The sequence below is a fragment of the Bacillus sp. ISL-41 genome (genome assembly GCF_018613235.1).
Lineage (GTDB): Bacteria > Bacillota > Bacilli > Bacillales > Cytobacillaceae > Mesobacillus.
Genome location: NZ_JAGGQP010000030.1, coordinates 175,288 through 189,879, shown reverse-complemented (window position 1 = coordinate 189,879; position 14,592 = coordinate 175,288). Strand labels below are relative to the sequence as shown.

The 14,592-nt window shown below is 43.3% G+C and carries 12 protein-coding genes, 2 pseudogenes and 1 riboswitch; of the genes and pseudogenes, 3 read left to right on the top strand and 11 right to left on the bottom strand.

Annotation, left to right across the window (positions count from 1 at the left end):
- Positions 1-3 precede the first annotated feature (3 nt).
- Positions 4-450, bottom strand: coding sequence for a type II 3-dehydroquinate dehydratase (gene aroQ / locus J7I80_RS16450; protein ID WP_214739511.1), 447 nt, complete (start codon positions 448-450; stop codon positions 4-6).
- A gap of 78 nt (positions 451-528) precedes the next feature.
- The gene (locus J7I80_RS16445) at positions 529-1,044 is read right to left on the bottom strand and encodes a YqhR family membrane protein (protein WP_214739509.1); all 516 of its coding nucleotides are present in this window, start codon (positions 1,042-1,044) and stop codon (positions 529-531) included.
- 295 nt (positions 1,045-1,339) lie between these two features.
- Between J7I80_RS16445 and J7I80_RS16440 the strand changes: the two genes are divergently transcribed.
- On the top strand, positions 1,340-1,708 hold the full coding sequence (locus J7I80_RS16440; RefSeq protein ID WP_214739507.1) for an SA1362 family protein: 369 nt from the start codon (positions 1,340-1,342) through the stop codon (positions 1,706-1,708).
- Positions 1,709-1,861: 153 nt separating this feature from the next.
- On the opposite strand, the gene J7I80_RS16435 is transcribed toward J7I80_RS16440, so the two are convergent.
- Together J7I80_RS16435 and splB are read right to left on the bottom strand one after the other, a co-directional pair.
- Positions 1,862-2,746: a patatin-like phospholipase family protein gene (locus tag J7I80_RS16435; protein ID WP_214739504.1), complete on the bottom strand. Its 885-nt coding sequence runs from the start codon at positions 2,744-2,746 to the stop codon at positions 1,862-1,864.
- Between the two features lie 91 nt (positions 2,747-2,837).
- Positions 2,838-3,863: a spore photoproduct lyase gene (gene splB, locus J7I80_RS16430; RefSeq protein WP_214739502.1), complete on the bottom strand. Its 1,026-nt coding sequence runs from the start codon at positions 3,861-3,863 to the stop codon at positions 2,838-2,840.
- Between the two features lie 52 nt (positions 3,864-3,915).
- Here splB and J7I80_RS16425 point away from each other — a divergent pair, with 52 nt between their 5' ends.
- Complete coding sequence (locus J7I80_RS16425; protein WP_214739500.1) at positions 3,916-4,227, top strand: hypothetical protein; 312 nt, start codon at positions 3,916-3,918, stop codon at positions 4,225-4,227.
- Between the two features lie 20 nt (positions 4,228-4,247).
- Here the strand turns inward: J7I80_RS16425 and J7I80_RS16420 are convergent.
- The 4 genes and pseudogenes from J7I80_RS16420 to J7I80_RS16405 form a co-directional block, all read right to left on the bottom strand.
- Positions 4,248-5,996: pseudogene (locus J7I80_RS16420) on the bottom strand (vitamin B12-dependent ribonucleotide reductase); the annotation flags it as partial.
- Between the two features lie 412 nt (positions 5,997-6,408).
- Positions 6,409-7,281, bottom strand: coding sequence for an LAGLIDADG family homing endonuclease (locus J7I80_RS16415; RefSeq protein ID WP_214739498.1), 873 nt, complete (start codon positions 7,279-7,281; stop codon positions 6,409-6,411).
- Positions 7,282-7,506: 225 nt separating this feature from the next.
- Positions 7,507-8,295 (bottom strand): annotated as a pseudogene (locus J7I80_RS16410) (ribonucleotide reductase N-terminal alpha domain-containing protein); the annotation flags it as partial.
- A 354-nt stretch (positions 8,296-8,649) separates the two neighbouring features.
- Positions 8,650-9,486: a lipoate--protein ligase family protein gene (locus J7I80_RS16405; RefSeq protein ID WP_214739494.1), complete on the bottom strand. Its 837-nt coding sequence runs from the start codon at positions 9,484-9,486 to the stop codon at positions 8,650-8,652.
- 166 nt (positions 9,487-9,652) lie between these two features.
- On the opposite strand from J7I80_RS16405, the gene J7I80_RS16400 reads away from it, so the two are divergent.
- Positions 9,653-10,033, top strand: coding sequence for a rhodanese-like domain-containing protein (locus J7I80_RS16400; protein ID WP_214739492.1), 381 nt, complete (start codon positions 9,653-9,655; stop codon positions 10,031-10,033).
- A gap of 192 nt (positions 10,034-10,225) precedes the next feature.
- Here the strand turns inward: J7I80_RS16400 and gcvPB are convergent, their stop codons facing one another.
- From gcvPB to gcvT, 3 genes are read right to left on the bottom strand one after another with little or no spacing between them, the layout of a single operon-like run.
- Complete coding sequence (gene gcvPB / locus J7I80_RS16395; RefSeq protein ID WP_214739490.1) at positions 10,226-11,689, bottom strand: aminomethyl-transferring glycine dehydrogenase subunit GcvPB; 1,464 nt, start codon at positions 11,687-11,689, stop codon at positions 10,226-10,228.
- The gene (gene gcvPA / locus J7I80_RS16390) at positions 11,682-13,028 is read right to left on the bottom strand and encodes an aminomethyl-transferring glycine dehydrogenase subunit GcvPA (protein ID WP_214739489.1); all 1,347 of its coding nucleotides are present in this window, start codon (positions 13,026-13,028) and stop codon (positions 11,682-11,684) included. Before gcvPA ends, gcvPB begins: the two co-directional genes overlap by 8 nt.
- Positions 13,029-13,050: 22 nt before the next feature.
- Positions 13,051-14,157 carry a glycine cleavage system aminomethyltransferase GcvT gene (gene gcvT, locus J7I80_RS16385; protein ID WP_214739488.1) on the bottom strand — a complete coding sequence of 369 codons (1,107 nt, stop codon included), beginning with the start codon at positions 14,155-14,157 and terminating at the stop codon, positions 13,051-13,053.
- Positions 14,158-14,360: 203 nt separating this feature from the next.
- Positions 14,361-14,449, bottom strand: a riboswitch (glycine riboswitch).
- Positions 14,450-14,592: the final 143 nt, after the last annotated feature.

The window sequence follows — 14,592 nt, the reverse complement described above, 5'->3', positions numbered from 1 at the left end:
AACCTATTCCTCCCCTTCTGCACCTCTTTTGAATGCTTCAAGCGCCAATTCATAGCCAAGAAAGCCTAGACCGGCAATCTGCCCAGCAGATACTGGAGCAATCACTGATTTGTGCCTGAATTCCTCTCTTTGATAAACATTTGAAATATGTACTTCGATAACGGGACAATCAATTCCTGCAATCGCATCCCTGATACCATAACTATAATGCGTGAAAGCCCCGGGGTTAAAAATAATGCCATCGATATCAGTGTCTTCAGCCTCATGGAGTTTGTCAATCAGTTCTCCTTCATGATTCGATTGAAAGCAAATAACCTCAACCTGGCTTTCCGCACCAAGATGGATCATCCGTTCTTCCAAATCCTTCAAAGTTCTGGCACCGTAAATCCCTGGCTCTCTTTTTCCCAAACGATTCAAATTTGGACCGTTGAGCATAAGTATTTTTTTCATGGCAGGCTCCCGTAAAAAAAGAATGTTCAATAAGAACATTCTATCATAATTGATTTCCTTAAAACTACCTTGAGAGCCTTAAGAGGTAACTTCCTCCTGATTTTTTTCACTGTTGCGATTTTCATTTTCCTCATATGATATTGAATAACCAACAAACACACCATACAAAACATAAAAGCAAATCGATGTAATTAACGTGTTCCTTGACAGGTCCCAGAATGGTTTAATTCCAGGAAAAAGCGGATTGAGAACATAAAAAACAAGGAAGAACAGCGCCAGCCCAAATGCTGCACCAGCCCAAATGGATTTTAGCTTTCTCATTGCAGCATAGTACACAAGTGCCGCACCAGTTGAAAAAAGACCAATCGCGATAATGGAAATTACTGTACCCAGCCATTGCTCCTTCCAATCTCCCAATGCCCATGGCTCAAGAATGACATTTGGACGGATTTCTGTAAAGTTGAAGATATAAGCTAAATAGGCAAGCGCACTCCAAAAAATCCCTCCAAATAACCCGGTGATTATGCTCATCGTAATGAAAGACATTGGTTTTTCCCTTTGATTTTGTTCAAGGTTTTCATGATTTTCTGCCATTAGTTGCACCTCCACCGTTAGTATGTCCCGGACGGACCAATCAATTGCACATCAGGAAAAATTGTTCAGGAAGCAACCTTCATATAGAGGTTTGTGCTAATTTTTAGTAAAATGAAACTAACAGAACAAATGGACCGAATAATCTTGAAAATGCAAATCACTCGTTTAAAGCACTTTTAAAAAGGAAAAAGTAGCAGGAGAAGAGTATAAAATCGGAGAATTTGTATAAAGTAATCGTTGGCAAGTTTAAAAGCTGGAATAATTGCTCATGATGCTAGTAGGGAGGTGGCTTTCAATGAATCGTGCTTCTAAATATATTGTTTCAGGACTGATCGTTCTTGCAATCTTTGGTTTTGCCTTTCAGTTATTTACCGATCCTTTAAGTATCCTTACCATGCTTGCAACAATCGCCCTGGTCGGTGCCTTAATTTATTTCCTCGTGACCCGCTTGACAAGTTCAAGCTCAGGACGGCAGCAGCAGCGTGCATTTCAAAAAGCAGCAAAGCGGTCTAAAAAACGGTTCCAGACAAAAGACACTAATGTCTCCTCTAAACGTTCTAAAATAAGGTCGCTCGCATCCGCGCGCAACAAAAAAAAGAATGCGTCACATTTAACGGTCATAGACGGTAAAAAAGGCAGAAAAAAAAATCGGGCTTCGTTCTAAGCTCGATTTTTGTGTTTTATTAAGATTCTTTTCGGATTAGGGCTCTTTTCGAGAAGACTTCTGAATAAAGGTAGCCTTGGAACTCGTAAAAACTCAGGTGATGGTTTTTACTTTTGGTTGAGGAAGCAACAAAGTTTACGAAAAGAGCCTTAGTTAATAACACCAGGATTTAAAAAACTTCTCCGCGCTCTTTTGGCCCAGGTCGATCAGTTCTTGTTTCTTTTCATCCGAAAGCTGGAATTCAGTAGTCAAGTTCCCTTCCGTCGGAATGAAAATGATATTCTTTTCATGTTTCCTTGAGATATACCGGGAGTCATGGGCATCCTTCATCGTTTCAAACAAAGCTTCGAACATATTAAGTGCGTTCTTGATTTTGTTGGTAGGCTGCTGGATCAAATTCTGGCTGAGCTTGACACCAAGTACAGGCCGGACTTTTTTAACATTATCCTTATCAAATAACCACATTGGAAAATTACTTAACACTCCTCCATCAACTACGATATTCACGCCGACCCTGTCACGCAGCTTTACCGGTTCGAAAAAGAATGGGAGACTGCAGCTCATTCTGATTGCTCTTGCTACAGGAAATGTTCTCGGGTCAACACCATATTTCGGTAGATCATCAGGGAGGATCAGCAGCCTGCCGTTGGTGAGGTCTGACGCGATAATTCTTAATGCATCAGGGGCGAGGTCACCAAAAGTGCGCAAACCTCTGGCAGCAAGTTTTTCACCGATCCAGCACTCCAATTCGTCCCCTTTATAGAGTCCCAGCCGCCAGTATACAAAAAGCCATTTCGTCAAGGCTGATGGGATGATTGTTTTCCTTGAGTCGAGAAATTTTTTTAGGTCAAGATCATCCAAGATGCCGGCCATTTCAGCGCTGGTATATCCAGCTGCAAGCAAGCCAGCAATCAATGAACCCGCACTGGTCCCTGCGACCCTCTTAAAACGGAACCCCCGCTCCTCAATTGCCGCACATGCACCTACCAATGCTAATCCCTTAATTCCTCCGCCGGAAAAAACGCCGTCAATGTACATATGAGCCACTCCCGTCGATGTAATCCCATCTTTACATCTTTAAGCGCTTCATTTGTAAAATAGTACGGCGTACAAGTTAAAAAATTTGTGCTTATGTGAAATATTGAATCTCTGCTTCTGGAAAAAACGAATGAATATATCCTCGAATCGTTTCTTCAAGATCCTTCGCTTCATCCTTCTGGTAGACGTACTTACCAATGCCGTAACGTCCCCATTTATATTTTCGTTTTTCTTCATCCATCTCGAGCTTGGACTTAGGATATCTTTTTTGGATCACATTTTTAGCCGGCTTGGTAAAACGGTGCTGGATGAGCTCGAAGCTTAAGCCTGTCAGGTCGATTCCTTCAAGGGAATGGCTCAGTCTCTCAAATAACTCATGATAGCCCTCCCTCCAGCCTTCATGGATATAAATTGGCGCTACGATGAAGCCAAGCGGGTATCCGGCTTTTGCTACCTTTCTCGCCGCCTCCAGCCTCTCATCAAAGGATGATGTACCAGGCTCGAAATTTTTAATAACATAACGGGCATTGACGCTGAAACGGAATCTGGTTTTGCCATTATGCTTTGCATCGAGAAGGTGATCGACATGATGGTACTTTGTTACAAACCTTAATTGCCCATATTCCGACTCCCCGAAAAATTCGATTGTTTTCTTTAGTGCGTGGGTTAAATGGTCAATCCCGACGATATCCGATGTACAGGCAGCTTCGAACCGGGTGATTTCTGGTTTTCTTTCATCCATATATTTTTGCGCCTGGTCGAAAATTTCATCCAGGTTCACATAAGTACGGATATAAGGCTTGCTTCCAAGCGTAGTCTGCAGGTAACAATAATGGCAATGTCCCATGCACCCGGTCGCAAGCGGGATTGCATATTCAGCGGACGGCTTGGAGGTATCAAATTTAAGTGTCTTTCTTATGCCTACAACAAGTGTCGATTTAGCATTCCGGTATTGCTGAAGTTCATTGTCACCAGGGATACCGCGAACCTGATTATGCGAAGTCGTCTCCCGTATCTCCAGTCCCATTTTTTCAAACTTTTCCTTTAGTTCCCGGCCCAGCGGGTATTCCAGAGCCCTCGGCTCAATATATACAAGCTGTGGTACAAAAGCTTTCATAAGTCATTTCCTCATTTCATTCCATTAGTCAGTATTGTTAGTATGGGCAGAAATGAAAAAAGAGGATGGAAAAAATATTTCCATCCTGGACTGTTACTGTACCTATAAATATATTTGGTTAAGAGGAGAGATGGGTCTGTTGATTTCCGTTCCAGTCGCTTCGCTTTCCGCGGGGCTGGAGGTGAGCCTCCTCGTCGCCGTTTGCGCCTGCGGGGTCTCACCTGTCCAGCTGATCCGGCAGGACATTGATTATGCTTCCTCGATTTTGCCCACGCAGGATGAAAATGCGTTAGCATTTTCGGAGGAGTCTACGCAACTTCCACTCCAATCAACAGGTCTTCAAAACTTAATTCATTTTATCTAAGCAAGGACCCCTCCTAATTTTTATAATCCACACTTGAGCTGTGCGTTACAGTTTGTGCATGTATTGCAGCCGCCGATTTCTTTTACCTCGCCTTTGCGGCAGACAGGGCATGTATTGCCCACTTCAGAGCCGATCGTTACGTTGGTAGAACGCAATTCATTAATCGTGTCGACAAGGACAACATGCTGCTTTTGTCTTTCTTTCTTGTCGACTTCCTCTTCCATCGTGTTTTCTTCCGCTTTAAGCGTCAATACTTGAGAATCGCGGGAGCCGTCAACATAAACGGTACCGCCCTTCGCTCCGCCTTTATACAGGCGCTCATATACCTTTTCAACCTGCTCTACGCTGTAGCCCTTCGGTGCGTTGACCGTCTTGCTGATCGAGCTGTCAATCCAGCGCTGGATGACACATTGGACATCAGCATGTGCCTCAGGTGCCAATTCCATTGCTGATACGAACCAGTTAGGAAGGTTCTCAGGATCAGCATCCGGATTGCGGTCAAGATATTCCTGGACGATATCAGCCTTCACTTCAATGAACTTGCCAAGACGGCCGCTGCGGAAGTAAGAGAAGCTGAAGTAAGGCTCAAGGCCTGTTGAAACGCCAACCATTGTTCCAGTTGAGCCCGTCGGAGCAACAGTCAGCAAGTGTGAGTTGCGAATTCCGTTTTCAAGAATTGACTCGCGAATATCTTCAGGCATTTTTTTCATGAAACCAGTGTTCGTGAATGCCTGGCGAAGTCTGTTGGTTTCTTCTTCTGTACCGCCTTGAAGGAATGGGAAGCTTCCTTTTTCCTTCCCAAGTTCAACAGATGCACGGTAAGCAGAAGTCGCAATTGTTTCAAATACTTTATCTACAAGCTGGTTTCCTTCTTCAGAACCGTATTCTGTTTCACAGTAGATCAGAAGGTCATGAAGTCCCATTACTCCAAGACCAACACGGCGTTCACCCAGTGCTTGTCTCTTATTATCTTCAAGGAAGTAAGGAGTCGCATCGATGACATTGTCCTGCATACGCACGCCGACTTCTACTGTACGCTTCAATTTTTCAAAGTTAACTGTCTTTGTATCCTTGTCCGCCATTTCAGCAAGGTTCACTGCAGCGAGGTTGCAGACAGAATTTGGTGCGAGAGGCTGTTCCCCACATGGGTTTGTAGCAACGACCTTCTGCCCATATGCCTGTGCGTTTGTCATGTCGTTGGCATTGTCGATGAAGAAGATGCCTGGTTCTGCTGAGTATGTCGCACAGATATTGATTAGGTTCCATAGCTCTTTTGCTTTGATTTTTCTATAGGTACGCACTTTATAGCCGAGCTTTTCCCACTCGCGAACGTCACCGATTTTATGCCATTCTTCGTTATACACCTTCATTGTCTCAGCATCATAGCTTTCCACATCAGGGAAACGAAGTTCATACTCAGCATCTTTTTCAACTGCGTCCATGAAATCCTTTGTCAGAGTAACTGAAATATTTGCACCCGTAAGGAATTCTGAGTTATGGACGGTATACGTTCCGCCTGTTGCAAGTTTTTCTTCAGCTGCTTTGATGATATCTGCGCTGAATCCACCGTAACCCGGGATGCTCTTATAGTTAACGATTCCCTGGTACATTGCTTCTTCCTGCAACGTCAGAGGAGTGAATTTCAATTTTTCCTTCGCCATTTTCTTGATTGACTCATCGTTTGTGTTTTCAATCAAGAAGCGAAGGATCCTTGGGTTTTGCATCTTTGAAATGATGAATTCTACAATGTCAGGATGCCACGTACATACCGTTCCTTTCGGAATATTTCGCTGCTATGCAGCCGGACTAGACTATATCATCACCCTCAGCATTATCTGTTAGGGGCCGGGCGCTTGTGAGAGTTTATTGTTGGGACTCACTCTCTAGTCGTTGAACCTTCGCCATTACCTTTGCCCAATGACGCTTGGCTGCAGATTGTCCAATGCAAGCAATTTTTAGGCCATCACGCTCACCGTTTCCAGTCACGTTGTGGCTTGCCTGCCTCTAAGGAGTTCCCTGCAATTCACCCGATTTTCTAGCCGTTCATTTTCTGAACGACGCGGACTAGTGCATCTTTCAATCCGCTAACATTATCATTTGTGCTCCACGCTTTTTGTTACTCGTTCAAAGAACGGGCCTGGTCATTTCTGCCAGACTCTCACACTTTCATGCGAGATCAGACTATATCATCAAAGAAGAAAATTTTTCGAATTTGCGATTAAGTTTTAAATTTCCATTGCGATAAAGGTAACCATAAATCTCTTTCGCATCACCAATGCTCGAAAAGTATAAATCATAACAACCCTGTTTAGGACAAATTGCATTAACTTTTAAGCCAATATTATGAGATTTTATAAAACCCAAGATCGACTCCATCATATATATGGATCCAGTAAAGCCTATTCTTACTTTAAGAAACCCATTCCGTCGATAAACTCTTATATGTCCATCTGCATCAAAGAAACCTCTTAGAAAAGCCCATTGAAGATTAATATTGTTGAAGTCTATCCATTTCTCATTACCTGTTTTTCTAGGTGTTATACCAAGATTTATTAAGTCGTTACAAATCTGGGTAGAACTTATTGGTAATGAATATTTATTTTGTTCTCTTAATGTGTTAGACTTCCGGAACTTAACTTGATTTACCATGTTTAGTTCCTTAGCTATATCAAAAATCAATTGTTTATCTACTTCAGCTAAGCTTAATACTAATCGTTTAGATTTCTTTCGATCAATTAGAGTACCATCGCCCAAAATGTATCCAATAAGATAAGCTTGATTAGGAGTACTTATATAAGAAAAATAATTTTCATCATAATGATGAATTTTATTTTTCAACTTCCCCGCATCCCCAGGTGATCTTGGTGTTAAAAAATTCAACTCTTTGTTCCATCTCAAAATTGTTCCACGGCTTAAATTAAGTTTTTTTGCAATTTCGACTTGGCTATACCCTTTATCGTGATAATTAGTAATCGCTCTTATCAATTCTTCCTTGTCTCGTGCCCCATAAGGTCGTTGCCGACTCTCATGGTTTACTCTCACCATAGATTCCATTAAAGCTACCTTCCCTCATATTGTTTATGAAATTAGCTGTTTATCCTTAGGTGATTTCAATAGTCGTTGAACGTTCATCTTTGTTTCCAAAGATGCTTCGCTGCTGATTGCCCAATCCATATTATTTTTCAACATTCACGCTCACCGTTGCCAGTCACGTTTTAGTTAATATGGCTCTAAGGGTGTTCCAGCAATTCACGAGATTTTAATCCCGCCATGGTTTTAACGGGACCCGCCCTGCTCAACTAAATGTGTCAGCTTGGCGATGTCATCTAGCCATGAGACGGAGCCGGATGATTTTCCGTTTACTCCCTTGGCAAGTGTGTTGCGGGGTCTTAGTGTGGAACCGTTCGTTCCGACTCCGCCGCCGCGGCTCATGATTTCCATGACCTGTTTTCGGTGCTCGGAGATTCCTTCGCGTGAATCTTTTACAAAAGGCATGACGTAACAGTTGAAGTAGGTTACATCTGTTTCCGCGCCTGCTCCGTAAAGAACACGGCCTGCAGGAATGAAGTTCATCGATACTAGCTCCTGGTAGAACTTCTCAAACCATTCCTGGCGCTTTTCCTCTGTTTTTTCAACAGCTGCAAGCCCCGTCGCATTCCGCTTTGCGATTTGCTCATAAAATACTTCTAGCGGCTTTTCGATGACGTCCAGTGACTTTGTGATCACGCCGGTTGCTGCTTCTTCCGGGTCATCCAGCACACCGCGGAATTCTTCATCTACAAGCACTTTAGCTGTTTTGTTCTCCCAATCAATATCTAGTATGAATCCAAGTCCACGGGCAGGAAACTTTGGATCTTCTTTGATGGTGAGAACGACGAAATCACCATTTGATAGAGTGATTTTTTCAGTGTCTTTAAAAGTATAGCGGTCCAGCATGACTAATCGGGAAACGCCTTTGTGTGTAATTTTCATGTCAGAGGTAATCGGGTGAACCTGCGGGAACAGCTTAATATCCTTGTTCAGGCTTTCTACATCCAGGCTCATTTTTTGTCCAATAGTTACAGACATTTCTACAACTCCTTCTAAGGTTTTAAATCTTTCTCTAATGTTTTACTAGAAGTATGTAATTCTAGCTGCATTTTTGAATTACCCTTACGTTATCATATCGAAACATCAAAAATCAATATATAGTGTATTTTAAATTTTCGACAATACTATATATGGTGTTAAGGTCAAGTGATAAAGATTTTGTCAAACATGAAAACTATTAAAAAATCGAGTTATAGAGAGAGAACGATAGAATATCTCCAGTAAATGATAAAAAACAACAAATTTCGAGGGTTGCACTTTTTTTAAATCTTAAGAACCTAGAAAATACTGGATAAAAATAAAAAAAGCGGAAAATCCGCTTTAAAATATTTTTCATCTTTTAAAATTCCACTCATCAGATTCGTACTTATTTTTGGCCAGTGTATTTACATAATCCAATTCTTCCTGGCTCAATGTGTATGGTTCTAAAATAATTCCCAGGCCATCCTCAAAACCTTCCTTGAATGCTTTCTTCGCTTCCTCAAGGTTAATTTTGCGGCTGCTGATCTCATTGATTGCTACCGCCTTAGTCTTGAAGGCTCTCTGCATTCTTTCCTTGACTCTGTCATTCGGATACTTGAACAGGCTGAAAAGCTTATCCTCATCCAAATCAAGCAGAATGGAACCATGCTGAAGGATAACACCTTTTTGCCTGGTTTGGGCACTTCCCGCCACTTTTCGGCCCTCAACAACAAGCTCATACCAGCTTGGTGCATCGAAACAAACTGCTGACCGCGGGTTTTTCAAGGCTTCTTTATCAGCAGAGGTTTTAGGCACAGCAAAATAAGCTTCGAGACCCAACTTCTGGAAACCCTGTAATATGCCTTCAGATATAACCCTGTAAGCTTCTGTTACCGTCTTTGGCATTTCCGGGTGCTCTTCAGTAACGATAACGCTGTATGTAAGTTCATGTTCATGCAGAACGCCCCGTCCGCCAGTAGGTCTCCTTACAAAACCAAGACCGTGCTGCTTCACAGCCTCCATATCAATTTCTCTTTCAATCTTTTGGAAATAGCCAACTGAAAGTGTCGCCGGGTTCCATCCATAAAAACGGACCACCGGAGGAATCTTTCCTGCACCATGCCAATCAAGCAAGGCCTCATCAAGTGCCATATTGAACGAAGGTGAACAGTCTCCAGAATCAATAAATCCCCATACCTCTTTATTCATAAAAATTTAACCCCATTTAAAAGCTAAGATTTTTTTAGTCTAACAAAATAAATTTCAAAAGCAAAGCAAGTTGATTTAAAGAAATTTACTAATTTCCTTTGCTCTCTGACATGAAGGCTTATATAATTATAAGTGGCTCAGCTAAGCTTGAAAGGAGAAATATGTTTTGGATACACTTATCTTTTTAATCGTCCTGACAGTTGCGGTAATTCTATACTCTGTGTTTATGTATTTCCGCCAGAAAAAAATCCTCAATACCCTTACAGAGGAAGAATTCAAAGCTGGTTATCGTAAAGCGCAATTAATTGATGTCCGTGAACCGAATGAATTCGCCGGTGGACACATTTTAGGCGCCAGAAATATCCCGCTTACCCAACTAAAGACTCGCCTGAAGGAAATCAGGCCGGACAAGCCGGTCTACCTCTATTGCCAGAGCGGTTCCCGCAGCGGACGTGCTGCACAGCTGCTTTACAAAAAAGGCTATAAGGACCTTAATCAACTGCAAGGCGGCTTCAAAAAATGGGGCGGCAAAGTAAAAGCTAAGTAAGCAATATTCCCATAAAATTACCCCTCAGCATAACTGCTGAGGGGTTTAGCATTTTAAATAATGAATTTTGGGTTTGCACCAGGTTCAGACAGAGTTTCATTAATTCCCTCCAAACCTTTCCGAAGCCACCCTAAAAAGAATCAACACAAAACAAAGTCCTGCCAATAACAAACCGGCAGGACTTCTATGTTTCTATTCAGCTTTCTGATAGCGCAGGATTGGCTTCCTTGCAGCTGTTGTTTCATCCAGACGGCCTACAACTGTGGAGTGTGGAGCTTCCTGGACGATTTCAGGATTCTCTTCCGCTTCTCGAGCAATTTGGATCATTGCGTCGATGAAAGCATCGAGTGTTTCCTTCGATTCTGTTTCTGTCGGCTCGATCATGATCGCTTCTTCTACATTCAATGGGAAGTAGATGGTTGGCGGATGATAGCCAAAATCAAGCAGACGTTTTGCGATGTCTAATGTACGGACGCCAAGCTTCTTCTGACGCTTGCCGCTTAGGACGAATTCGTGCTTGCAGTGTCTGTTGAATGGCAGGTCATAGTACTCTGCAAGTCTTCTCATCATATAGTTCGCGTTCAGTACAGCGTACTCCGTAACAGCTTTCAAACCATCTGGACCCATTGTGCGGATATACGTATAAGCACGGACATTGATGCCGAAGTTGCCGTAGAAAGGCTTAACCCTTCCGATTGACTGTGGACGGTCGTAATCGAACTTATAGACGCCATCCTGCTTTGTCACGATTGGCTTTGGCAGGAATGGAATCAAATCTGCTTTTACACCGACTGGTCCTGAACCAGGTCCGCCGCCGCCGTGAGGGCCTGTGAATGTCTTATGAAGGTTCAAGTGGACGACATCGAAGCCCATATCGCCAGGGCGTGCCTTGGACATAACAGCATTAAGGTTCGCTCCATCATAGTAAAGCTTGCCGCCTGCGCCGTGGACAATCTCAGCCATCTCGAGAATGTTTTCTTCGAATAAGCCGAGTGTGTTCGGGTTGGTCAGCATTAGTGCAGCTGTATCTTCCCCAACAACCTTCTTAAGGTCTTCTAAATCAACCAGACCGTTCTCATCCGATTTTACAGTGATTGTTTCAAAGCCAGCCACTGTTGCTGAAGCTGGATTGGTTCCGTGCGCTGAGTCAGGGACGATGACTTTCGTACGGTTGTGATCGCCGTTTGCTTCATGATATGCACGGATCATCATCAAACCCGTCCATTCACCGTGTGCACCGGCTGCCGGCTGAAGGGTAACTTCATCCATACCAGTGATTTCAATCAGGTGTTCCTGCAGATCGTACATCAATTCAAGAGCACCCTGGACAGAGCTTTCATCCTGCAATGGATGCAAATGGGCAAAACCGTTGAATCGTGCTACATTTTCATTCATCTTAGGATTGTATTTCATCGTACAAGATCCAAGCGGATAGAACCCGGAATCCACACCGTGGTTGCGCTTCGACAATGCTGTGTAATGGCGCATGATATCAAGCTCGGAAGCTTCAGGAAGTTCTGGCTCTTCTTCGCGCAGGAAACCTTCTGGCAAAAGTTCTGATAAATCGGTTTCCGGAACATCCATTTCCGGAAGGCTGTAGCCGACACGACCTGGTGTGCTTAATTCAAAAATGAGTGGCTGATCTTCCTTATGCATTGATATCCCCCATTTCCTTTACAAAAGTATCGATTTCTTCTTTTGTTCTTAACTCCGTTACGGCAACAAGCATATGGTTTCCGAGGTTGGAATCATCACGTCCAAGATCATAACCGCCGATGATGCCCTTTTCCAGCAGCTTTTGATTCACTTCTTTTACTGGTTTATTCAGCTTGACGACGAACTCATTAAAGATTGGACCTTCAAATGCGATTTCAAAGCCATTCTCTTTAAAAGCCTTTTTCGCATAATTTGCTTTTTGGATATTGGCAACAGCCATTTCACGAACGCCTTTTTTGCCAAGAGCTGTCATTGCTACTGAGGCAGCAAGAGCATTCAGGGCCTGGTTTGAACAGATATTGGATGTCGCTTTGTCGCGGCGGATATGCTGTTCCCTCGCCTGGAGCGTCAATACGAAACCGCGGCGTCCCTGGTCATCCTTCGTCTGGCCGACAAGTCTGCCTGGAACCTTTCTCATTAGCTTTCCAGAAACAGCGAAGTATCCACAGTGAGGACCGCCGAAAGCAGTCGGGATACCGAATGGCTGGGCGTCTCCGGCCACGATATCAGCACCGAACTTGCCTGGAGGTGTCAATGCCCCTAATGCAAGAGGGTTGCTGGAAACAACAAACAATGATTTATTTTCATGGGCGATCTCTTCGATTTCCTTCATCGATTCGATGCCGCCGAAGAAGTTTGGATACTGGACAATAACAGCAGCAACTTCTTCACTGGCCATATCCTTAAGTGCTTCAAGATCAGTAACGCCATCCTTGTGAGGTACTTCCACCACATCGATATACTGGCCCTTCGCATAAGCTTTGACTACATCCTTGTATTCAGGATGAACAGCACTTGAAATCAATACTTTCTTTCTTCTTGTATGTCCTGCACTAAGCATTGCCGCTTCAGCCAAAGCAGTGCCGCCGTCATACATGGAGGAATTCGCAACTTCCATGCCAGTCAGTTCACAAATCATTGTCTGGAATTCAAAGATAGCCTGAAGTTCACCCTGAGAGATTTCTGGCTGATATGGTGTATAGGCAGTGTAAAACTCTGAACGCGAAAGGACATGGTCAACAATTACGGGAATGTAATGGTCATAGACACCTGCACCGATAAATGAAGAATTCATTTTCAAATCAGCATTTTTCGCAGCCATCTGTGCCAGCTCTTTCATTAATGCTGTTTCAGACTTGGCTGGTTTAATGTTGTATTCTCCGGCAAAACGGACTTTTTCAGGAATATCGCTGAACAATTCATCAATCGATGAAACGCCGATGCTTTCCAACATTGCGTTTTTATCACTTTCAGTCAGCGGTAAATAGCGATGCTTCATAACTTTAACCCCTCTCCGGCTTTTACTTTTTATCTCTTTTATAAAAAGGTGTAGCTGAAACGGCAGCTTTTAAGCGCTTTCCGCGGATTTCAACTTCCACTTCATTACCTAACTCAGTTTCTTTTGCATCAATCAGCGCAAGCCCGATATTTTTCTTAAGGGTCGGGGATTGCGTGCCTGTAGTGACTTCACCAATCTGAGTGTCCCCTTTATAAACAGGATACCCATGGCGCGGGATTCCTCGGTCGATCATCTCGATGCCGACAAGTTTTCTAGGCAGGCCATCTTCTTTTTGCTGCTTGAGTGCTTCTTTTCCAATAAAGTCTGCTTCTTTATTCAGCTTTACCGCGAAGCCTATTCCAGCTTCAAGCGGGCTGATTTCTGATGAAAGCTCCTGGCCGTACAATGCCAGATTCGCTTCAAAACGTAATGTATCCCTGGCACCAAGGCCACATGGGATAACTCCATCATCTTTGCCTGCTTCAAGGATTTCCTTCCAGAGGCTTACAGCATCCCCGGCATCGCAATAGACTTCAAATCCATCTTCTCCTGTATACCCTGTTCGTGATACAAGCGCTTTCTTGCCGTTCAGGTCGACTTCTTCACTGAACTTGAAAAATCCGATTGTGCTCAGGTCATGATCCTTTGCCAGTTTTTGTAGGACTCCCTCAGCAAGCGGGCCCTGTAATGCAAGCTGTGCCATGCCTTCTGACAGGTTTTCGATTTTCACATTGCCCTCAAGATGATCCTGCATCCATTCAAAATCTTTTTCGATATTGGAGGCATTCACAACAAGCAGGTAATGCTCTTCCTCAAGTTTATATATCAATAAATCATCAACAGTGCCGCCTGTCTCGTAACACATGGCAGTGTATTGGGCGCCGCCGTTCTTAAGCTTTGAAACATCATTCGTCATCATCTTTTGTAGATAGTCCAGACTATCGGGGCCTTTCACTTCGACTTCTCCCATATGAGAAACATCGAATAGACCAGCTTTTGTCCTAACTGCTTCGTGCTCTTCCTTGATGCTCGAAAACTGGACAGGAAGTTCCCAGCCTCCAAAATCAACCGTTTTCCCACCGTATTCCTTGTACACTTCAAAAAGCGGTGTTCGTTTTAACTCAGTCATTATGTATCCCCCTTCGTCCTATAGCTAAAAAATCAGTTTGCGATTCACCTTTTAGGCAGACAAACTCTCTGTCAATGAAGCCATAAAAAAGGACAGAGCACCCCCTCTGAATCTGAGAAGGTCTCTGTCCTTTCACCTGAAAGTTTACCTGTAAAGGCTTTCCCCTTTGGTGGCTCCCACTAAAAAAGCGCTCTCCAGAGATGCGTCAAACAAGAGTTCTTTTGCCTGAGAGATTCACAAAGCCTGCTTGCTCCTTCGGCGCTACTAAAGTAGTCTCTCCCCTTGTTGTCATCCGCATTTATATTATTTTCACAATTGGGCATGCTAGACGTTATTACACATGTCTGCAAACTGACTATTTAAGACTATAAAATGACAAATTTCAAAACATTCAAAAGCTAACTTCATCCTACCATTAGAGAGCTAATTTCGGCA